Here is a 20,268-nt window from a genome sequence, read left to right on the forward strand (position 1 = left end):
CCATCACCACAGGCGGAGTTCATGACTTCCTTCGATGACCTGCTCTCCAATGTCCCGGTCGCCCAGATCGCCGAGAAGCTCGGCGTCGACGAGGCGACCGCGAAGACGGCGATCGATGCGGCCGTCCCCGTCCTACTCGGCGGCTTCCAGACACAGGTCGGCAACCCCGAGGTCGGACTGAACCTGGAAAGCGAAGTCGCCAGCCAGCCGCACGGCCTGCTCGACCGCGGTGTCGACATGAGTCAGGTGGACGTCTCCAACGGCAGCCAGATCGTCGATCAGACCTTCGGCGCCGAGAAGAACACGGTGATCAGCGCTCTCGGCAATGTCGGCGGTAACAACATCAGCCAGGACCTGATGGGCAACCTGCTCCCCATGCTCGCGCCGATCGTGCTGGCCTACCTCGGTAAGAAGGCCCTGGGTGGAGGCGGCGGCGCGGTCGCGCAGCCCGGCGGCGGGATCGGTGATCTGCTCGGCAGTCTGCTCGGCGGCGCCACCGGTGGAAACAGTGGCGGCGGTCCGGGCGACATTCCGGGCAGGGCGGTCGGCCAGAACGCGGGCAGTGTGCTCGGCAACGTACTGGGCGGGCTATTGGGTAAGAAGTAATCGGGCATCTCGCGCGGATGCGCGGCTAACGAACTACGGCCCACGGCGATACACCCGTCGCTGTGGGCCGCCTGTCATATGACATCTCTCACCTACGCCGCAATGGCGCACATGTGAGTTTCACATCACCCTACGGTCACGTAAGGTATGGGCGCGGCGGCAGGCCGGCGAGGGTACGACAGCACGACGCACGACACGAAGGGCACACGTATGGCAAAGGATCTGACTCAACTCGAGCTGCTGACGGAGTTGGAGCCGGTTGCCGAGGAGAACGTCAATCGCCACCTCTCCCTGGCCAAGGAATGGCACCCGCACGACTACGTGCCGTGGGACGAAGGCCGCAACTTCGCCGCCATGGGTGGTGTCGACTGGGATCCGGAACAGTCGAAACTGAACGAGGTCGCCAAGGCGGCCATGATCACCAACCTGCTCACCGAGGACAATCTGCCCTCCTACCACCGCGAGATCGCCGAGAACTTCTCCCAGGACGGCGCCTGGGGCACCTGGGTCGGCCGCTGGACCGCCGAGGAGAACCGGCACGGCATCGTCATGCGCGACTACCTGGTCGTGACCCGCGGCGTCGATCCGGTCGCCCTCGAGCAGGCCCGCATGATCCACATGACGAACGGGTTCGCCTCGCCCACCGAGGAGCTCGAACAACTGTCGAACAATGCCGGATTCCTCTATTCGGTCGCGTACGTGACCTTCCAGGAACTGGCCACCCGCGTCTCGCACCGCAACACCGGCCGCGTCTGCGACGATCCGATCGCCGACCGCATGCTGCAGCGCATCGCCGCCGACGAGAACCTCCACATGATCTTCTACCGCAACATGTGCGGTGCGGCCCTCGACCTGTCGCCCGACCAGACCCTCGAGGCCATCACCCTCATCCTGGAGAACTTCCAGATGCCCGGCGCCGGCATGCCCAACTTCCGCCGCAATGGCGTGCTGATGGCCAAGCACGGCATCTACGACCTGCGCCAGCACCTCGAAGAGGTGGTGAACCCGGTGCTCAAGAAGTGGCGGATCTTCGAGCGCGACGACTTCACCGCGCGCGGTGAGGAGACCCGGGAGCGCCTGGGCACCTTCCTCGAGAAGCTCAGCAAGGACGTCGTGAAGTTCGAGGAGCAGCGCGACCGCATGCTGGCCCGCGAGGCCGCCAAGCGCGAGAAGGAGCTGGCCGCCACCGGCAGCTAGCCGGCTGCGGGCTTTCCCGGACCCTCGAGCGAATAGCCACGGCCCCTCCGGATTTCGATCCGGAGGGGCCGTTTTCGCGCCCTGAGCGCGACTCACAGCAAGCTCACCGGGATTTCCCCGGCCGGTTCGGGCCCGCGGGCCCGATCATGACTGCATGAGCCTCGACACCCGGGTCCGCACCGCGAATGTGGTGCTGCTGCACGGACAACCGGGCGATCGATCCGACTGGGACGCGGTGACCGCCCGACTGCCCGGATCGCTCACCGCGCTGGCCCTCGACCGCCCCGGATACGGCGACAATCCGGAACCGGCGGGATCCATCGAAGACAATGCCCGCTGGCTGCTCGACCGGCTGGACCACGAGGGCATCGACAGTGCCGTCCTGGCCGGACATTCGTACGGCGGGGCGGTCGCACTGGCGGCCGCGACGCTGGCGCCGCACCGGGTGCGCGGACTGGTGCTGGTCTCCAGCGTGGGACCGGGCTGCCTGACCGCCTGGGACGAGCTGCTCGCCGCACCGTTCGCCGGCGCCGCACTGGCGTTGACCGCGTGGTCGGTGCTGCCGTGGCTGGCGCGCAAGGGCCTCGACCACAGCCCGGCCGGGACGGCCGCCGGGACCGCGCTCGCACTGCTCGCCGGCGTGCATTACCGGCACGGTCCGGTGTGGCGCAGTTTCCTGACCGAACAGCGGGAAATGTTCGACACGCTGGACCGGTGGACGGCGAGGCTCGCGGACATCCGGGTGCCGGCCTTGATCATCGCCGACCCGGCCGATAGGGTCGTGCCGATCTCCACCTCCCACGCACTGTGCGAGCAGTTGCCCTGTGCCCGAATCGATCTGATCAGCGGGGGTGGCCACCATCTGCCACGACGGCTGCCCGGCGCCGTGGCCGCGCGGATAGGCGACTTTGTCGACTCGTTGGACTGAACCGATGCGCGGCACCCTGCTGGCCGTACGAGAACGCGCGCTCACCCAGTTCCACACCGAGCGCCGCCATCCCACCCCCAGCCCGATCGATCCCGGGCGGCCGCTGTGGCGGCAGGTCGCGGGCGAGGTGCGCTGGTCGTTCACCCCGCCCGCGCTGTGGCTGGAGGGAATCGGCGCGAATGTGGTGCTGTCGGGGCTCTTTCTGCTGATCTCGCCGCTCACCCTGCACAAGCACGGCTGGGTGGTGCTGGTCGGCGTCTACTTCGCGACCTTCGTGCTCGCCGACGTCACCACCACGAATGTGCTCGGCGTGGACGCCGACCGGACCCGGCTGAGCCTGGCCGCCGGGGTACCGGTGCAGCGCGTCCTGGTGGTCAAGAACCTCGCGCTGCTGATCATCGTGGGACTGCCGACGCTGCTGGCCACGGCCGTGCTCACCGCGAAGACCAGCGCGCACCCGATGCAGCGCGCCGGGGTTTCGGTCGCCGATGTGGCGCTGCCGATCCTGGCCTGGCTCGGGGTGGGCAATGTCGTGTCGGCGCTGCTCGCGGTCCCGCCACGCGCGCTCGGGCAACGCTGGGCCGCGCGCCGGGACTGGCGCAGCACGCTGCCCTGGCTTACCCACCTGGTCCTGCCGTACGGGCTCTACTATTTCGTCGCGCCGATCGACGGCGAGCAGCGCGCCATCCTCGGCTACCACCTGGGCCGCTCGATGCCGGGCGATCTGCGCGGTGCGATCCACCTCGGGGTCGGGCTCGCGGTCTGGCTTGTCGGCACGGTGCTCGCGGTCGCCGTGGTGCGCCGCCGCGGCTTGCGAATGTGGTGACCGCTGTGACCGGGGGCACTGCGGGCGGTACGCGGCTCTGGCCGCGAGCGCGCGGATGAGAGACTGGACGATGTGACTGTCTCGCTCGAAGCCCCGAAGACCGAGCTGCGGATCGGGCCCTACCCGCTCGATCCGCCGGTCGTGCTGGCCCCGATGGCGGGCATCACCAATATCGCCTTCCGCACCCTGTGCCGCGAATTCGGCAGCGCCACTTCGCTGTACGTGTGCGAGATGATCACCGCGCGGGCCATCGTGGAGCGCAACGAGAAGACGCTGAACATGATGGCCTTCGGGCCGGACGAGTCGCCGCGGTCCATGCAGCTCTACGGCGTCGACCCCAAGACCCTGGGCGAGGCGGTGCGGATCGTCGTCGGTGAGGGCTGGGCCGACCACATCGACATGAACCTGGGTTGCCCGGTGCGCAAGGTCACCCGCCTCGGCGGCGGGTCGGCGCTGCCCTACAAGCGGCGGCTGTTCCGGGAGATCGTGCGCGAAATGGTCGCGGCCGCAGGCGATGTGCCGGTCACCTTCAAGTTCCGCATCGGCATCGACGACGAACACCACACCTACCTGGACACCGGCCGCATCGCCGAAGCCGAAGGCGCCGCGGCGGTTTCGCTGCACGCCCGCACGGCCGCGCAGCTGTACTCCGGGCAGGCGGACTGGTCCGCCATCGCCCGGCTCAAGGAGACCGTGACCGGCATTCCGGTGCTGGGCAACGGCGATATCTTCACCGCCGATGACGCCCTGCGCATGATGGCCGAGACCGGCTGCGACGGTGTGGTCGTGGGCCGCGGCTGCCTCGGCCGGCCCTGGCTGTTCGGGGAGCTGAGCGCCGCCCTGCGCGGCGAGCCGATTCCGGAGGGCCCCACCCTCGGCAAGGTCGGCCAGATCCTCTACCGGCACGCCGCGCTGCTCGTCGAGCACGATGGCGAGGACAAGGCCATGCGCGATATCCGCAAGCACATGGCCTGGTACCTGATGGGTTTCCCGGTGGGCTCGGCGCTGCGCCGGCAGTTCGCCACGGTGACCAGCCTGGCGCAGATCGCGGATCTGGTCGGGCAGCTGGAGCCGGATGTACCGTTCCCGGCCGATGCGCTCGGCCCGCGCGGACGCCAGGGTTCCCCGCAGACCAAGGTGGCCCTCCCCGACGGCTGGCTCGACGATCCCGAGGACGCGACCGTGCCCACCGCGGCCGACGTCATGCACAGCGGCGGCTGAGTCATTCACGGCGGCAGCTGATCGCTCCCGTTTCGAGCTCGATCCGATCACCACCCGGCGCAGCTGCCGGGCGATGCGGCGACGCCCTGGCACACTTTGCGAAGCGTGCCCACCCGGGCGTGCCGCATACCCGACAACGCGAAAAACCGGCCCCACCTGCGGTGGACATACGTTCGAGTGGTTCGCCGTGGCGAAATCGTTATCATGGCCCTCGGCATCAAGAGCGAAGTGAGGTTCGTTGGTGGGTGACGATCGGTACGGGCGTACGCCACGGCCCGGAGGTCGCGCCCCCTGGGAGCGCTACCCCGCGGACGAGGACGATCCGGCGCTCGCCGGCCGCCGCTCCCGGCACACCGACGACGCCGAACCCACTGCCGCAGCACCTATTTCGGTCCAGGACCTGGTCGACCGCGTGGACAGCGAACGGCAGACCCGGCGACGCCGCCGGGACGAACCGGAGACTCCGAAAGAACCCGCGGCCGAGACGAGCCGCGAAATCCCCTGGCCGGACGGCTCGGCACCCGTGCCACCGCAACCGGCAGCCCCGCAGGCTCCCGTGCCGGCCACCAGATCACAGCCGGCGGCCTCGACCGGCGCGCAGCCCGCGGCGAACACCGGGTCCCAGCGCGCTGTGCGCGATACCAGCCACCTACGCCGGGTCGCGAACGCACCCGGCAATCGCGGCGCGCGCCCGGCCGACCCGACCGCGGAACCGGTCACCGTGGAACTACCCCCGGTTACCGACACCGTGCCGCCCCCGCCGGCCGCCCCGACCGCGAACGCCCGCACCCGGGCGCTGATCGCGCGAAAGGTCAAGTCGCCCGCGGACTATCCGACCACCGCGCTCCCGGCGGCCGTGGGACCCGCACCGGCCAAATGGGTTTCGAGCACGCGTCGCCGCCGCAACCGGCGGCTGCAGTTGGCCGGCCGCGCCACGCTCGCCGTCGTCGCCGTCATCGCGCTCATCGTGACCGGCAGCGGCTGGAGCTACCTGCGCGCCAAAGACAACAATTTCCAGCAGGTTTCCGCACTCGACGACAACTCACCCGACGTCGTCGACGCCGACGGACAGACCGGCGACGAGAACTTCCTCATCGTCGGCACCGACACCCGCGCGGGCGCCAACGGCACCCTCGGCGCGGGCACCGTGGACGACGCCGAGGGCGCGCGCTCCGACACCGTCATGCTGGTCAACATCCCCGCCAGCCGGGCCCGCGTGGTCGCCGTGTCCTTCCCCCGTGACCTGGACGTCACCCGCCCGGTCTGCGAGGGCTGGGACAACGACAAGGCCGCCTACACCGGCGAGAAGTTCCCCGCCGCCGACGGTGACAAGCTCAACGCCACCTACGCCCTCGGCGGACCCAAGTGCCTGACCAAGGTGATCACCAAACTGTCCGGCCTGAAGATCAACCACTTCGTCGGCATCGACTTCTCGGGCTTCGAATCCATGGTCGACGTGGTCGGCGGCGTCGAGGTGTGCACCACCAAACCGCTGGTCGACGAGATCCTCGGCACCGTGCTCACCACGCCCGGCAAGCAGGTCGTGAACGGCTCCACCGCACTGGACTACGTGCGCGCCCGGCACGTGTACGGCGAGGAGCGCAGCGACTACGACCGCATCAACCGGCAGCAGCGGTTCCTGTCCTCACTGCTGCGCAGTGCGCTGTCGAGCAAGGTGCTCTTCGATCCGGGCAAGCTCAACGGCTTCATCGATGCCTTCGCCAAGCACTCGTTCATGGACAACGTCACCACCAAAGACCTTCTGACACTTGGCCGTTCGATGCAGAAGATGCAGGCCGGGGCCATCACCTTCCTGACCGTCCCCACCGCGGGCACCACCTCCTACGGCAACGAGATCCCGCGCGAATCGGATATCAAGGCCATCTTCCGCGCCATCATCGACGACCAGCCGCTGCCCGGCGAGAAGCAGACCGACACCCCGCCCAGTACCGGTGCCGCGCCCGTGGCCAAGCCCAATGCGGCGGCCGTGGATCCGAGCACCGTCTCGGTGCAGGTGTCCAACGGCTCCGGCCAGGTGGGCATCGCGGGCGCCACGGCGACCAAGCTGGCCGCACAGGGCTTCCAGATCTACAGCACCGGCAACTATGCCGACGGCACCTCGCCCAAGACCAAGGTCCGCTACTCCAGCGGCCACGAGGCCGAGGCCGGGACGGTGGCCAGCGCCATTCCGGGTGCCATCCTGGAACCGGCGAGCGGGCTGGGCAGCATTGTCGAAGTGGTCGCCGGTTCCGATTTCACCGGCACCGTGAAGGCGCCCACCGCCTTCGGTCAGCCGCTGCCCGACACACCGAGCGACTCGGGTGGGCCCAGTGCGGCTCCGGTCACACTTCCGTCCGATCTCGAGCACGTCAACGCCGCCGACGACCTGTGTAAGTGACCGCGCGTCCCGCTGGCCGGAACTGCGGCATCGGCGCTGGAACCGACCAGCACCGACGGTTAACCCGCAGTTGGTGACTTGGTCAGCGGTGCGCACTAATGTCTTGAGTCATGCGTGTCATCTACAACGAACAAATGGCCGAGCTCGCCGATCTGCTCGGCGGCATGGCCGGGCTCGCCGGATCGGCGATGGAGCGGGCCACCCAGTCCCTGCTCAGCGCCGATCTCGAGCTCGCGGAGCAGGTGATCACCGAATACGACCGCATCGCCGAGATGATCCAGCTGGCGGAGGAGAAGGCCTTCGCACTGCTGGCCCTGCAGGCCCCCGTCGCCGGTGATCTGCGGCAGGTGGTCAGCGCGATTCAGATCGTCGCCGATGTGAACCGGATGGGCGTGCTGTCGCTGCACGTGGCCAAGATGACCCGTCGGCGCTTCCCGGCGCACGCCGTGCCGGAGGCCGTCAACAGCTACTTCGCCGAGATGGGCCGGGTCGCGGTCAAGATGGGCGCCACCGCCAAGGAGGTGCTGGAGTCTCGCGATCCCGAGCGGGCCGCCAAGCTCACCGACGACGACGAGGCGATGGACGACCTGCGCAAGCACCTGTTCACGCTGATCATGGATCGCGACTGGCAGTTCGGCGTGGCGGCGGCCGTGGACGTGGCGCTGCTGGGCCGCTACTACGAGCGCTTCGCCGACCACGCCGTCGAGATCGGGCGGCGTGTGGTGTTCCTGGTCACCGGCGTGCTGCCGCCCGACCCGGATTCCGAGAAGGAAAGCATCTAGGACGACGATCGAGGGAGTTCGGGGGCGCACCCCGGAACTCCCTCGATTCGGTGCGGGTCAGTCCCCGTCGGACTCGCGCCAGCCCATCAGGATCGACCGACCCCGTTCGGGGCGCCACGGGAGCGTCGCGGCCACGATGACCGCGCACACCACCAGGGTGCCGACCGCGACATACGACGCGGCCTCGGCGCCCTGCATGGCCGCGACCTTCATGGCGTGGATCAGATCCGCCTTCGCCTGCGCCAGCAGCGGATTCACCGGCGCCTTCACGATCCCGATGATGCTGATGGGCGTATTGCCCGCCAGTTCCTTCTGCTGCACGTTCATGATCTGCGCGGGAATCGCGTCGATCCGGCCGCTGATCTTCCCGGCGTAGACCGAGGTCATGATGGAGCCCAGCAGGGCCACCCCGAGCGCGCCGCCCACCTCACGCGTGGTGTCGTTGACCGCCGAGCCCGCCCCCGCCTCCTCCAGCGGCACCGCGCCCATGATGGATTCGGTCGCCGGTCCCTGCACCACCGCGAAGCCCAGGCCCATCAGGATCATGGACACCACAACCGGTCCCAGATACGGGGTTTCGACGGTGGTCCGGCCCGCGATGTACATGGCCGCCGCCAGGATCAGCAGCCCGGACACCAGCATGGCCGTGGTGCCCACCCGCTGCGCCAGCATGGTCGCGATGGGTGCGCCGAAGCCCACCGCCACCGCGAAAGGCAGTGAGTGGATGCCGAATTCGAGCGGCGAGAGCTCCTTCACGCCCTGGAAGTACTGGGTGATCAGGAACAGGAAGCCGAACGCCGAGAAGTAGGACACCGTGATGGCCAGTGACGGCAGCGCGAAGCGGCGATTGCGGAACAGCCGCATGTTCAGCACCGGCGCGGGCACCCGCAGCTCCCAGGCCACGAACGCGGCCAGCAGGGCGATCGAAAGCAGGTAGCCCGCAAGGCTTTCGGTCGCGAACCAGCCGTGCTTGGGGGCCTCGATGATGGACCACACCAGCGCGGTCACGCCGGCCAGGGAAAGCAGGATGCCGATGCGGTCGAGCCGATCCACATGGTCGGCACGGGATTCCGGCACGGTGGCCAGCACCGCCCCGATGCCCACCAGCGCCACCGGGACATTGATCCAGAACACCGAGTGCCAGGAGAAGTACTCGAGCAGCCAGCCGCCCACGGTCGGGCCGATGGCGACGGCGATGCCGGCCATGGCCGTCCACAGCGCGATGGCGGCGGCGCGTTCGCGGGCCGTGGTGAAGATATTGGTGATGAGCGCCAGCGTGGCCGGGAAGACCACGGCCGCGAACACGCCCATGCCGGCGCGGGCCGCGATGACCTGTCCGAGGCCGGAGGAGAGCGCGCCGGCGGCTGACATGACCGCGACGCCGCTGAGTCCGATGATCATGAACAGCCGTCGTCCGAACCGATCGCCGAGGTGTCCCATGGCGAGCAGCAGGCCGGAGAAGGCCAGGGTGAACGCGTCGACGATCCATTGCAGGCCGCTCATGTCGGCCTGCAGCTGTACGGCCATGGATGGCAGGGCCACATTGACCAGTGTGTTGTCCAGGACCACGAGCAGTTCCGCGAGACAGATGGCGATCAGGGCCGCCACCTTGGCCCGCTGCGGCAGTTCCGCCGCGGTCTGTCCGGATCCCGGGCTCGCCGTTGAGACGGTCATCCGACACCTCCTTACTAAACCGATCGGTTTACCAATAGGGTCAGACTAACTGTTACGAACGGTTGCACACAATCACCGGCAGGCCATATGACCGACGCCACACAGCGGCCGCTCACACGGCCCCACCTGCACAAACGGAACGACCCCTGCCTGATGGCAGGGGCCGTAAACGCCGGAGGGTCTATTTTTTAGCCGAAGCGACCCGAGATGTAGTCCTCGGTCTGCTTCTGCGACGGGTTGGAGAAGATCTTCTCCGTCTCGTCGATCTCGATGAGCTTGCCCGGCTTGCCCTGCGCCTCCAGATTGAAGAACGCGGTCTGGTCACTCACACGCGCGGCCTGCTGCATGTTGTGGGTGACGATGACGATGGTGAACTCCTTCTTCAGCTCGGTGATCAGATCCTCGATCGCGAGCGTGGAGATGGGGTCCAGCGCCGAACACGGCTCGTCCATGAGCAGCACGTCCGGCGACACCGCGATGGCGCGGGCGATGCACAGACGCTGCTGCTGACCACCGGACAGGCCGCCACCCGGCTTGTCGAGGCGGTCCTTGACCTCGTTCCAGAGGTTGGCGCCGCGCAGCGACTGCTCGGCCACCTCGTCCAGCTGGGACTTGTTGCGAATGCCCTGCAGCTTCAGCCCGGCCACCACATTGTCGCGAATCGACATGGTGGGGAACGGGTTCGGCCGCTGGAACACCATGCCGATGGTGCGGCGCACGCCGACCGGATCGACCTGGGCGCCGTAGATGTCCTCGCCGTCGAGCAGCACCGCGCCCTCGACGCGGGCCTCCGGGGTCACCTCGTGCATGCGGTTGAGCGCGCGCAGCACGGTCGACTTGCCACAACCGGACGGACCGATGAACGCGGTCACGCTGCGCGGCAGCACCGTCAGCCCGACATTGGCGACCGCATGGAACTTGCCGTAGTAGATATTGAGGTCTTTGACGTCAATTCGCTTGGCCATCAGTCTTTCCTTCTATCGGTTCCGCGTCAGCAGCTTGTTGACCGCCGCGGCGGCGAGGTACAGCAGCGCGATGATCAGGATCAGGGTCAGCGCCGCACCCCAGATGCGCTCGCGGCCGGCGGGCTCCGGATTCGACAGCTCCTGGTACATCAGCAGCGGAAGCGAGGCCATATTGCCGTTGAAGACATCGAAGTTGATGGCCTTCGAGTAACCCACCAGCACCAGTACCGGCGCGGTCTCACCCATGACGCGGGCGATGGCCAGCAGCATGCCCGAGATCATGCCCGGCGCGGCGGTCGGAATCACGATCCGCACAATGGTTTTCCACTTCGGAATACCGAGAGCGTATGAGGCTTCCCGCAATTCGTCCGGAACCAGCTTGAGCATCTCCTCGGTGCTGCGCACCACCACCGGCAGCATGAGCAGCACCAGGGCCAGCGACACCGCGAAGGCGCTCTGCGGGTTGCCGAAGGTGGCGATCCACAGCGCGAAGATGAACAGCGCGGCCACGATCGAGGGCACACCGGCCAGGATGTCCACCATGAAGGTGGTGGTCTTGGCCAGCCAGCCCCGGCCGTACTCGACCAGGAAGACGGCGGCCATGATGCCGAGCGGCACCGCGATGATCGCGGCGATGCCCGACTGCACGATGGTGCCGTAGATGGCGTGGTAGACACCGCCGGCGTGCTGATCGGGCAGCACACCGTTCTGCGACTTGGTCCACCAGTCGATGTTGGCGACGGCCTTCGCGCCCTTCTGGATCACCACGTACAGCACCCAGAGCAGCGGCACCAGGGCCAGGCCGAAGCACAGCCAGACCAGGCCGGTGGCGATATTGTTCTTGAGCCGGCGGGCGACGCTGACATGCCGGAAGGTCGGGGCCTTGATCGGCTTGTCGAGTGTGGTGGTCATCCGTTGACCTTCCCGCCGGCCGCCAGCCGAGCCAGTGCGTTGACGACGAACGTCAGAGCGAACAACACGAAACCGGCGGCGATGTAGGCGCCGGTCGGCAGCTTCGAGCTGAATTCCGAAGCGGCCGAGGCGATCTTGGAGGCGAAGGTGTAGCCGCCGTCGAACAGCGACCAGTGGCCGGCCTTGGTCGAGGTGCGCAGCACGATCAGGACCGCGATGGTCTCACCGAGCGCGCGACCCAGGCCGAGCATGGAACCGGCGATGACGCCCGAGCGGCCAAACGGCAGCACGGTCAGGCGCACCACTTCCCACTTGGTGGCGCCCAGCGCCTGCGCCGCCTCGATCTGCGAGCGCGGGGTGAGGCCGAAGACCTCACGGCTGACGGAGGTGATGATCGGCAGGATCATCACCGCCAGCACCACACCGGCGGTGAAGATGGTGCCGCCACCGGCGATGCTGACATTGCCGTCGGAGAACAGGAACAGCCAGCTCAGATTCTTGTTCAGGAAGTCCTGGAAGGGCCCCAACTTGGGGGCCACGACCAGGAGACCCCAGAGACCGAACACGATCGACGGCACGGCCGCCAGCAGATCCACGATGATCGAGAACGGCCGCGCGAGCGCCTTCGGCGAATACTGCGTCAGGAACAGCGCGATGCCCACACCGATCGGCACGGCGATCGCCAGCGCGAACACCGAGCTCAGCACTGTGACCATGAACAGGTCCTTGATGCCGAAGCGCAGGTTGTTCTCGTCCTTGACGTTGAACTCGGTGGTGGTGAAGAAGTTCGCCTTGTTCGCCATGATCGAGGGCCACGCCCGGATCAGCAGGAACAGTGCGATCAGGGCGATGGCGGCGACGATGATCCCACCGGCGGCCGTGGCCGCCGAGCGGAAAGCGAACTCCGCGCCGAACTTCGTGGGTGCGCCGCGCCCCGCGGCCGGTTTGGTGCTGGGTTCGGTCGGCATCAGCGCAGTATCCCCCGGCAGTTGGGCACGCTGCTCCCTCGGGTCGGTCGAAACGGACAGACCCGAGGATGCAGCTTCGTCGTGCACGGTCATCGTGGTTTTTCGATCAGGCGATCACTGGATGGCGTTGATCGCGGTCGTCAGCTTGGTCTTGAACGCGTCCGGCAGCGGCACGTAGCCGGCGTCGGCGAGACCGGTCTGGCCGTTGCCGACCGCCGAGGTCAGGAACGCCTTGACGGCCTTGGCGGTGTCGGCGTCGCTGTACTTCGAGCAGACGATCTCGTAGGTGGCCAGCATGATCGGGTACGCGCCCGCGGTGGTGGGCTTGTAGATCGAGCTGTTGTCCAGCACCAGGTCGTTGCCCTGACCGGCGACCTTCGCGGCGTCGACGGCCTTGCCCGCGGACTCGGCGCTCAGCTCGACCGGCTTCGGGTCGTTGGAGGTGGCGGTGGTCAGCACGCGCACGGTGGACAGCTTCTGCGCCTTGGCGAAGGACCACTCGGTGTAGGTGATGGTGAACTTGGTGTTCGCGACCGCGCCCGAGGTGCCGTCAGAACCCTTGGCGCCCTCGCCGACGCCGCCGTTGAAGGCCTTGCCCGCGCCCTTGGTGTAGCCACCGGCGGCGGTCAGGTACTTCTGGAAGTTGTCGGTGGTGCCCGACTCGTCAGAGCGGAAGATCACGCCGATCTTGTCCGACGGCAGCTTGTCGGCCTTGTTGGTGTTCAGGGCCTTGATCTGCGGGTCGTTCCAGGTGGTGATGTCACCGGAGAAGATCTTGGCGAGGGTCGGCGGGTCCAGGACCAGGTCGTCCATGCCGGGGATGTTGTACGCGACGGCGATCGGGCCGAAGACGGCCGGCAGGTTCCAGGCCGGGCTGCCGCAGCGGGCGGCGGCCTTGTCGGTCTCACCCTTGGCGCTGTCCAGCGGCGAGTCCGAACCGGCGAAATCGGTCTGGTTGCCGATGAATTCGTTCACGCCGGCGCCCGAGCCGGAGCCGGTGTAGTCCAGCTTGGCGCCGCTGCAGTTCGCCTGGTAGGCGGCGACGAAGCGGTCCATCGCGTTCTTCTGGGCGGTCGAGCCGCTGGACTTCAGCGAGGTCTTGCCGCCGCACGCGACGTCGATCTTGGCCGCGCCGTTGGTGGTGCTGTTGTTGTCACTGCCACACGCGGACAGGGTCAGGGCACCGGCCGCGGCCAACACACCGAGCAGGGCGCTGCTGCGCTTGAGATTCACCTATTCCTCCGGGAATCACGATTGCACGTCCAACCCCTCAACGGTCGGACGGGCGCGATCTGGCGGCTGTTCGCTGCGAACTAGCGCACCGGGCAGCGGTCTGCGGCCCACTTGCAACGTAAGGGCACCTGGTTGACAGTTGGACCAGCGTGGGTGAACGAGAGATGAACAACCCACCCTGATTGCGGCACACCGGATGTGACATTAGCCGCACTGTTGCCGAGGGGATTTCAGGAGCCGCTCGAGTAGGCGACGTCGATGTGAAATCGGGTGAAACCGAGCCGGGTGTAGGTGTGCACGGCCGCTGTGTTGTCGCCCTCGGTGTAGAGCAGCACCGTGCCGAGACCGCGGTCCCGCAGATAGTGCAGACCCGCCAGGGTCAGCAGCCGGCCGAGGCCGCGCCCCTGCGCATCGGGGTCGATGCCGACCACGTAGACCTCACCGATCGGCGGGGTCTCGTCGGAATGCACCTTGGTCCAGTGGAATCCGAGGACATGGTCCGGCCGCGCCGGATCCACGGCGATGAACAGGCCCTTGGGATCGAACCAGGATTCGGCGCGGCGGGCGTCGATATCGCGCTCGGTCCAGCCGCCCTGTTCGGGATGCCACGAGAAGGCTGCACCGTTCACGCGCAGCAGTTCGGCATCGTCGGAAGGCCCTGTGTAGGTACGCAGTTCGAGTCCCTCGGGCACCGTCAATTCTGGTATCTCAGAGTTAGCCAACTCTCGACGCATTTGCCACAATTCACGCGAAACGGAGAGACCTAAGCGGGCCGCCACAGCCTGCGCGGGTGGCAGGTCACCGTGCGCCCAGACCCGCGCCCCCGGCCCGCCCGCGGCCAGTGCGGCGGCCACCAGACCTGCGCCGATACCCTGCCCGCGGGCCGCCGGATCGACGGCGATCTCCGCCATGGCCGGATGCTCGTCATGGGCCGGAACCAGATTCGCGTACCCGGCGACCGCGCCATCGCGGATGTCCACCAGATGTCGTGCGGGCGAATCGTTTCCGAGCGAAAGCACCGCCTGTTCCGATATCGGTGCCACCCCGTCGGCGGTGGTGGCCCGCTCCAGGACCGCCCGCACCTGCGCGGCGGTCTCGGAGGGCAGGCGGTCGGTCCAGGAGGTCATCAGAGAGCGCCGTTCGCCGTGGTCAATTCGGAGTCGTCGGTGCCGTCGGAGTCGGGGAAGGTGACCGCGTCGCCCTTGCCGGCCGTGCGCGCCGGGCGCACCGCCTTGTAGCCGACATTGCGGACCGTCCCGATCAGCGACTCGTATTCACTGCCCAGCTTGGCGCGCAGGCGGCGCACGTGCACGTCCACGGTGCGGGTACCGCCGAAGAAGTCGTAGCCCCAGACCTCCTGCAGCAGCTGGGCGCGGGTGAACACCCGGCCGGCGTGCTGCGCCAGGTACTTGAGGAGTTCGAACTCCTTGTAGGTCAGGTCGAGCGGGCGACCGCGCAGCCGGGCGGTGTAGGTGCCCTCGTCGATCACCAGCTCGCCGAGGGTGATCTTGCCGGTGTTCTCCGGGCTGGCGACCCCGCCGTTGCGGGCCACCAGCAGGCGCAGCCGGGCGTCGAGTTCGGCGGGCCCGGTGCCGGGAAGCAGGATGTCGTCGAGTCCCCAGTCCGCGTTCACCGCGACCAGACCGCCCTCGGTCAGCACGGCCACCACCGGTACCGACGATCCGGTGCTGCCCAGCAAACGGCACAGTCCGCGCGCGGCGGCCAGATCGGTGCGGGCATCGACCAGCGCCACATCGGCAGAACCCGCCTCGAGCAGCGATGCCACCTCGGTCGGCGCGGGTCGCACGTGGTGCGGCAGCAACGCCAGCGACGGCAACACCGACTCGGGGTTGGGGTCGGAGGTCAGCAGGAGCAGCTCCATGGGGGCCCTCCATCCCATCTGGCATGTGTGTGGCTACCGCACTGTCCGCCACTACCTCATGCAGGTCATCACAGGTAATCGCTGCCTACATTAGCGTGTCTCGGCCGACACCCTCGTATTCCGGGCAGCCGTCGCAACCGTTCGGGCCGGTCCGGTTCCCGTTCACCTGTCATTCACCGGGCCGCGACCGGCCCGAGTCGGACGTCGGCGGGTGGTAACGACACGCCTCCCTATTAGGGTGCAGCTATGCGTTTCCGGAGGCTGCTCATCGGACTGCTCTGCCTGGCAGGGCTGGCCGTCCTACTCGATTTCGGGGTAGCGGCGTATTCCGAGTACCGGGTCTCGCGACTCCTGCGGACCGGTTCGGACCTGAGCGCCGATCCGGAGATCACCATCCACGAGTCGCTGCGGCACCCGTTCGTCGCCCAGGCGCTGGACAGCCAGTACGGAAACATCGACGTCCGCGCCCGCGCCATGCGCCCGGACATTCCCGGCCGGATCACGGTCGAGGCCGATCTGGCGGGCGTGCACCTGTCGATGCGCAATCTCATCGACGGCAATGTGGGCCAGGTCCCGGTGGACGAGGTGCAGGCCCGCATGCGCATCGAGCCGACCGAGCTCGGCCGGCTGTTCAAGATTCCGGACCTGCAGGTCTTCGGCCCGCCCACCGACAAGTCCGACGGCGCCGGCGGTTCCGGCAGTGTCCCCACGACCAACGGGGGCATCATCATCCTGGAGGGCACCGTGCCGATCGGCCCGGACGCCGACACCGCGGCGGTCACCGAGGCGGTCACCGACTCGCGCGGCGACGGCGGCGAGAAGGTGACGAAGAAGAAGGTGCACGTGCTGGCCGATCTGCGGCTGGAGGGCGACGAGGTGCGGATCACCGCCACCGCCATCTCCGGCCGGGATCTGCAGGCCGACACCGATTCGGTGCTCCCCGACCAGGACCGGATCGTCATCCCCGAGCAGGACCGGCCCGCGGTGCTGGCCCGCTTCACCCACACCATCGACACCAAGAACATGCCGTTCGGCATCATCCCGACCCGGGTCCAGGCCAGTGGCGGGCAGATCGTGGTGGAGGGCTCCGGCCGCAATGCGACCGTCGACCTGGACAGGTTGCAGAAGCAGTGATCGCGATCGAGATCCTGGTGGTCATGCTGGTCCTGGCGACCGGCGTGGGAATCCTGGTGCGCCGCAACGAGGGTCGCGTGCGCGCCGCCGCCACGGCGAATCCGCCTGAGCCCGAATCGAATCGGGCCGCGCTGCTGGCCGCGGCCGGCGTGGTCCCGGGACGGCCCACCGTGCTGCACTTCTCGGCCGACTGGTGCGGCCCGTGCGCGGCGGTGCGCCGGGTGGTCGCGTCCGTGGTCGGCGAGCTGGAGTCGGCCGAGCTGCCGCCGCTGGATCTCGAGGTCGACATCGACGCGTATCCGGAGCTGGCGCGCGAGCTGAACGTGCTCTCGCTGCCCACCACTTTCGGATTGGATTCTCGAGGATTGGAACGCTTCCGCATCTCCGGCGTTCCGAAGGCGGCGGATTTGCGCACGTCATTGACCCCTTTAACGGTCGCCGACTCCGCTGAGTGATCAGCATTACGGACCCCGGGTCCAATTTCCCCCGAAAATTGGGTAAACTCCCTCTCGTGCAATCCAACCGCGAGCTGATGCTCACCCGACGCCGCACGGTAGACCTGTGCCGCCTCGGTGGTTGTTGCTGCCTGTGCCGCTAGCCGGTCGGCCTTTCGTATTCCTCTGTCGCCGACCGGATTTGTCCCGCTGTCGAGAGATCGTTTCGATCCTCCGGCGATCTGGCCAATACACCTTCAGCGCAGGAGTACTCCCATGTCGAACCCTCATCCGAGCACACCGCCCGCCGGGCAGGTGGATGTCCGCGGCCCCCGCTTCGCCGCCTGGATCACCACCGCGGTGCTCGCCCTCGTTCTGATCCTCGCCGCCGTCTCGGTTCCCGCCGCCACCGTGCTACTGACGCTGCAGGCCATCGTGTTCGGCCTGGGCGCGGCCCACGGTCCGCGCCGGAGCCCGTACGGCCGGCTCTACGCCGCCGCCGTCGCCCCGCGCATCGGCGCGCCGACCGAGCTGGAACCCGTTGCGCCGCTGCGGTTCGCGCAACTGGTGGGCCTGGCGTTCGCAGTGCTGGGCGTGCTGGGCTTCGCGGCCGGCAGCCCCGTGGCCGGCGCGATCTTCACCGGATTCGCGCTGTTCGCGGCCTTCCTCAACGCGGCCTTCGGAATCTGCCTGGGCTGCAAGATCTATCCGCTGGTCGCGCGGTTCCGTACCGCCCAGGGCAGCAACGTCCCGGCCTCGGCCAGCTCCGTGAACACCTCCGTCTAGTCCCTGCCCATCCCTCAACCACACGAACGCAACGCCTGAACCGGCACCGCATCGAAAGGAACAACATGGCTCGCTCCGATGTCCTGGTCTCCGCAGACTGGGTCGAAGAGAACCTCAACACCCCGGGCGTCGTCCTCGTCGAGGTCGACGAAGACACCTCGGCCTACGACCTGGGACACATCGAGGGCGCCGTGCGTCTCGACTGGAAGAAGGACCTGCAGGACCAGGTTCGCCGCGACTTCGTGAGCCAGGAGCAGTTCTCTGCCCTGCTGTCCGAGCGTGGCATCGCCAACGACGACACCGTGGTGCTGTACGGCGGCAACAACAACTGGTTCGCGGCCTACGCCTACTGGTACTTCAAGCTGTACGGCCACCAGGACGTCAAGCTGCTCGACGGCGGCCGCAAGAAGTGGGAGCTGGACGGCCGTGAGCTGACCAAGGAGGTCAAGGACCGCGCTGCCACCGAGTACAAGGCCTCCGCGCAGGACCTGTCCATCCGCGCCTTCCGCGACGAGGTCATCGACGCCATCGGCGCCAAGAACCTGGTCGACGTGCGCTCCCCCGACGAGTTCTCGGGCAAGATCCTGGCTCCCGCGCACCTGCCGCAGGAGCAGTCGCAGCGTCCGGGCCACATCCCGACCGCCATCAACGTGCCGTGGTCCAAGGCCGCGAACGAGGACGGCACCTTCAAGAGCGACGCCGAGCTGGCGGAGATCTACAAGGAGGCCGGGCTGGACGGCGACAAGCTGACCATCGCCTACTGCCGCATCGGTGAGCGTTCCTCGCACACCTGGTTCGTGCTGCAGGAGCTGCTGGGCCATCAGAACGTCAAGAACTACGACGGGTCCTGGACCGAGTACGGGTCCCTCGTCGGTGCACCGATCGAGTTGGGAGCGTAATTACCTATGTGTGCAGCACCTACCCAGGGCCAGGCCCTGCCCGCCAATGTCGACGTCGAGAAGGAGACGGTCATCACCGGCCGCGTCCTGACCGCTGACGGCCAGACCGTCGGCGGCGCGTTCGTCCGCCTGCTGGACGGCAACGGCGACTTCACCGCCGAGGTCGTGGCCTCGGGCACCGGCGACTTCCGCTTCTTCGCGGCGCCGGGCACGTGGACCCTGCGCGCGCTGTCCGCGTCCGGCAACGGCACCGTCGAGGTGTCGCCGGAGGGCGCCGGCATCCACAACGTGGACGTCACCGTCGCCAAGTAAGCGAAACATCAAGAACGGCCCCGGGATTCGTGATCCCGGGGCCGTTCTCGTGCGTGCCGGAGTTTTTCCCGGGGTCGTTTTCACGTGCTCCCGGCGATGCGATTAGACTCCGGGACGTGGTGCTTACCTTCGAGATTCTGCTGGTTCTCGTCTCCGTGCTGATCGCTTGGTTCGGTCTGTACGTCCTCTACCGGCTGTTCACCGAGTCGTGACAGATCCGGCCCACGAGAACATCGAAAACGGAGTGGCCAACGGTTCGTCGTCGTCGACGCCGACCGTTCGCCACGACGAGGGCGTGAAGCCCGCTGATGCTGTCGCCGCCCGGCGCAGCGGCGACCAGGCGGTCGCGGATGCGGCCGAGCGTGCCAAGTCGACCGGGGCGCTGAATGTTCCGACGCTCCCCGATCTGCCGTTGCCCGTCGATACCGCGAATCTGCGGCTGGGCCCGGATCTGAGTTCCTCCATGCTCGCGCTGCTGCCGCTGATCGGCGTGTGGCGCGGTGAGGGCGAGGGCAATGATTTCGAGACCGGCGACTACCGCTTCGGTCAGCAGATCATCGTCTCGCACGACGGCGGCGACTACCTGACCTGGGAGGCGCGCTCCTGGAAGCTGGACGCCCAGGGTAAGTACGCGGGCCCGGATCTGCGAGAGAGCGGGTTCTGGCGGGTAGGCATCGACGGTGACGACGAAGTGCTGGAGTTGCTGCTCACCCACTCCACCGGCATTGTCGAGCTGTTCTACGGCCAGGCGCTCACCCAGTCCTCCTGGGAGCTGGCCACCGACGTGGTGATCCGCAGCCAGTCCGGCATCGTGGTGGGCGGCGCGAAGCGGCTCTACGGCATTGTCGAGGGCGGCGACCTGGGCTACGTCGAGGAGCGCATCGCCGCCGACGGCGCACTGGAGCCGCGGCTCTCGGCGCGTTTGCAGCGCTACATCGGGTAACGGTCGATTCTCGACGCGACAACTGATTTCGCAGCGACGGGGGTACCTCCTGGGGTACCCCCAAGACGCAGGCACGGAATGCCAACGGGGGCGGCTCTCGGCTGACCGCTGAAGTCTCGGAGAGGCGGTACAGAACAGGTACGGCCCCCGAGTCATACCAGCGGAGAT

The 20,268-nt window shown here is 67.8% G+C and carries 20 protein-coding genes; 13 read left to right on the forward strand and 7 right to left on the reverse strand.

Translation table 11 applies throughout. The features are described from left to right. The first annotated feature begins 21 nt into the window (after positions 1-21). The 7 genes from ACIRRA_RS01530 (at position 22) to phoU (ending at position 7,958) form a co-directional block, all read left to right on the forward strand. On the forward strand, positions 22-606 hold the full coding sequence (locus ACIRRA_RS01530; protein WP_402761590.1) for a DUF937 domain-containing protein: 585 nt from the start codon (positions 22-24) through the stop codon (positions 604-606). Between the two features lie 210 nt (positions 607-816). Further along, entirely contained in the window at positions 817-1,803 is a 987-nt protein-coding gene (locus ACIRRA_RS01535; RefSeq protein WP_402761592.1) for an acyl-ACP desaturase, read from the forward strand. A 154-nt stretch (positions 1,804-1,957) separates the two neighbouring features. Then, complete coding sequence (locus tag ACIRRA_RS01540) at positions 1,958-2,731, forward strand: alpha/beta fold hydrolase (protein ID WP_402761595.1); 774 nt, start codon at positions 1,958-1,960, stop codon at positions 2,729-2,731. A gap of 4 nt (positions 2,732-2,735) precedes the next feature. Continuing rightward, positions 2,736-3,557 carry a hypothetical protein gene (locus ACIRRA_RS01545; RefSeq protein ID WP_402761598.1) on the forward strand — a complete coding sequence of 274 codons (822 nt, stop codon included), beginning with the start codon at positions 2,736-2,738 and terminating at the stop codon, positions 3,555-3,557. Between the two features lie 72 nt (positions 3,558-3,629). After that, on the forward strand, positions 3,630-4,778 hold the full coding sequence (gene dusB, locus ACIRRA_RS01550) for a tRNA dihydrouridine synthase DusB (RefSeq protein WP_402761601.1): 1,149 nt from the start codon (positions 3,630-3,632) through the stop codon (positions 4,776-4,778). 241 nt (positions 4,779-5,019) lie between these two features. Then, positions 5,020-7,176, forward strand: coding sequence for an LCP family protein (locus ACIRRA_RS01555; RefSeq protein WP_402761603.1), 2,157 nt, complete (start codon positions 5,020-5,022; stop codon positions 7,174-7,176). Between the two features lie 110 nt (positions 7,177-7,286). Next, positions 7,287-7,958, forward strand: a complete 672-nt coding sequence (phoU, locus tag ACIRRA_RS01560; RefSeq protein WP_356998930.1) for a phosphate signaling complex protein PhoU — start codon at positions 7,287-7,289, stop codon at positions 7,956-7,958. A gap of 57 nt (positions 7,959-8,015) precedes the next feature. Here the strand turns inward: phoU and ACIRRA_RS01565 are convergent, their stop codons facing one another. The 7 genes from ACIRRA_RS01565 to ACIRRA_RS01595 form a co-directional block, all read right to left on the reverse strand. Then, positions 8,016-9,632 carry an MFS transporter gene (locus tag ACIRRA_RS01565; RefSeq protein ID WP_402761606.1) on the reverse strand — a complete coding sequence of 539 codons (1,617 nt, stop codon included), beginning with the start codon at positions 9,630-9,632 and terminating at the stop codon, positions 8,016-8,018. A gap of 188 nt (positions 9,633-9,820) precedes the next feature. Beyond that, on the reverse strand, positions 9,821-10,597 hold the full coding sequence (pstB, locus tag ACIRRA_RS01570; RefSeq protein ID WP_040854892.1) for a phosphate ABC transporter ATP-binding protein PstB: 777 nt from the start codon (positions 10,595-10,597) through the stop codon (positions 9,821-9,823). 12 nt (positions 10,598-10,609) lie between these two features. Beyond that, positions 10,610-11,509 carry a phosphate ABC transporter permease PstA gene (pstA, locus tag ACIRRA_RS01575; RefSeq protein ID WP_402761608.1) on the reverse strand — a complete coding sequence of 300 codons (900 nt, stop codon included), beginning with the start codon at positions 11,507-11,509 and terminating at the stop codon, positions 10,610-10,612. Then, positions 11,506-12,477: a phosphate ABC transporter permease subunit PstC gene (pstC, locus tag ACIRRA_RS01580; protein ID WP_354830965.1), complete on the reverse strand. Its 972-nt coding sequence runs from the start codon at positions 12,475-12,477 to the stop codon at positions 11,506-11,508. The genes pstA and pstC overlap by 4 nt, the downstream gene beginning before the upstream one ends. 114 nt (positions 12,478-12,591) lie before the next feature. After that, complete coding sequence (gene pstS / locus ACIRRA_RS01585; protein WP_402761611.1) at positions 12,592-13,710, reverse strand: phosphate ABC transporter substrate-binding protein PstS; 1,119 nt, start codon at positions 13,708-13,710, stop codon at positions 12,592-12,594. Between the two features lie 230 nt (positions 13,711-13,940). After that, positions 13,941-14,837 (reverse strand): mycothiol synthase, encoded by an 897-nt coding sequence (gene mshD / locus ACIRRA_RS01590; protein WP_402761614.1) that lies wholly within the window; start codon positions 14,835-14,837, stop codon positions 13,941-13,943. Next, positions 14,837-15,592, reverse strand: coding sequence for a response regulator transcription factor (locus tag ACIRRA_RS01595; RefSeq protein WP_040854884.1), 756 nt, complete (start codon positions 15,590-15,592; stop codon positions 14,837-14,839). The genes mshD and ACIRRA_RS01595 overlap by 1 nt, the downstream gene beginning before the upstream one ends. A 246-nt stretch (positions 15,593-15,838) precedes the next feature. Between ACIRRA_RS01595 and ACIRRA_RS01600 the strand changes: the two genes are divergently transcribed. The 6 genes from ACIRRA_RS01600 (at position 15,839) to ACIRRA_RS01625 (ending at position 20,100) form a co-directional block, all read left to right on the forward strand. Beyond that, positions 15,839-16,726, forward strand: a complete 888-nt coding sequence (locus tag ACIRRA_RS01600) for an LmeA family phospholipid-binding protein (RefSeq protein WP_402761617.1) — start codon at positions 15,839-15,841, stop codon at positions 16,724-16,726. Then, positions 16,723-17,181 (forward strand): thioredoxin family protein, encoded by a 459-nt coding sequence (locus ACIRRA_RS01605; protein WP_402761619.1) that lies wholly within the window; start codon positions 16,723-16,725, stop codon positions 17,179-17,181. The genes ACIRRA_RS01600 and ACIRRA_RS01605 overlap by 4 nt, the downstream gene beginning before the upstream one ends. A gap of 255 nt (positions 17,182-17,436) precedes the next feature. Next, a complete protein-coding gene (locus tag ACIRRA_RS01610; RefSeq protein ID WP_402761622.1) occupies positions 17,437-17,946 on the forward strand; it encodes a DUF4395 domain-containing protein in 510 nt (169 codons plus the stop codon). Between the two features lie 65 nt (positions 17,947-18,011). Continuing rightward, on the forward strand, positions 18,012-18,845 hold the full coding sequence (locus tag ACIRRA_RS01615) for a sulfurtransferase (RefSeq protein ID WP_402761625.1): 834 nt from the start codon (positions 18,012-18,014) through the stop codon (positions 18,843-18,845). 6 nt (positions 18,846-18,851) lie between these two features. Continuing rightward, entirely contained in the window at positions 18,852-19,157 is a 306-nt protein-coding gene (locus tag ACIRRA_RS01620; protein WP_040854871.1) for a DUF1416 domain-containing protein, read from the forward strand. A gap of 295 nt (positions 19,158-19,452) precedes the next feature. Then, complete coding sequence (locus tag ACIRRA_RS01625; RefSeq protein WP_402762236.1) at positions 19,453-20,100, forward strand: FABP family protein; 648 nt, start codon at positions 19,453-19,455, stop codon at positions 20,098-20,100. Positions 20,101-20,268 lie beyond the last annotated feature (168 nt).

Source organism: Nocardia sp. NPDC101769 (genome assembly GCF_044766925.1).
Lineage (GTDB): Bacteria > Actinomycetota > Actinomycetes > Mycobacteriales > Mycobacteriaceae > Nocardia.

Bases quoted from the DNA above. Each gene is read 5' to 3' on its own strand.
- phoU (WP_356998930.1), top strand. From the start codon at position 7,287: ATGCGTGTCATCTACAACGAACAAATGGCCGAGCTCGCCGATCTGCTC.
- ACIRRA_RS01595 (WP_040854884.1), bottom strand. From the start codon at position 15,592: ATGGAGCTGCTCCTGCTGACCTCCGACCCCAACCCCGAGTCGGTGTTG.
- ACIRRA_RS01530 (WP_402761590.1), top strand. From the start codon at position 22: ATGACTTCCTTCGATGACCTGCTCTCCAATGTCCCGGTCGCCCAGATC.
- ACIRRA_RS01615 (WP_402761625.1), top strand. From the start codon at position 18,012: ATGGCTCGCTCCGATGTCCTGGTCTCCGCAGACTGGGTCGAAGAGAAC.
- ACIRRA_RS01610 (WP_402761622.1), top strand. From the start codon at position 17,437: ATGTCGAACCCTCATCCGAGCACACCGCCCGCCGGGCAGGTGGATGTC.
- ACIRRA_RS01600 (WP_402761617.1), top strand. From the start codon at position 15,839: ATGCGTTTCCGGAGGCTGCTCATCGGACTGCTCTGCCTGGCAGGGCTG.
- mshD (WP_402761614.1), bottom strand. From the start codon at position 14,837: ATGACCTCCTGGACCGACCGCCTGCCCTCCGAGACCGCCGCGCAGGTG.
- ACIRRA_RS01540 (WP_402761595.1), top strand. From the start codon at position 1,958: ATGAGCCTCGACACCCGGGTCCGCACCGCGAATGTGGTGCTGCTGCAC.
- pstC (WP_354830965.1), bottom strand. From the start codon at position 12,477: ATGCCGACCGAACCCAGCACCAAACCGGCCGCGGGGCGCGGCGCACCC.
- pstB (WP_040854892.1), bottom strand. From the start codon at position 10,597: ATGGCCAAGCGAATTGACGTCAAAGACCTCAATATCTACTACGGCAAG.
- ACIRRA_RS01535 (WP_402761592.1), top strand. From the start codon at position 817: ATGGCAAAGGATCTGACTCAACTCGAGCTGCTGACGGAGTTGGAGCCG.
- ACIRRA_RS01565 (WP_402761606.1), bottom strand. From the start codon at position 9,632: ATGACCGTCTCAACGGCGAGCCCGGGATCCGGACAGACCGCGGCGGAA.
- pstA (WP_402761608.1), bottom strand. From the start codon at position 11,509: ATGACCACCACACTCGACAAGCCGATCAAGGCCCCGACCTTCCGGCAT.
- ACIRRA_RS01620 (WP_040854871.1), top strand. From the start codon at position 18,852: ATGTGTGCAGCACCTACCCAGGGCCAGGCCCTGCCCGCCAATGTCGAC.
- ACIRRA_RS01545 (WP_402761598.1), top strand. From the start codon at position 2,736: ATGCGCGGCACCCTGCTGGCCGTACGAGAACGCGCGCTCACCCAGTTC.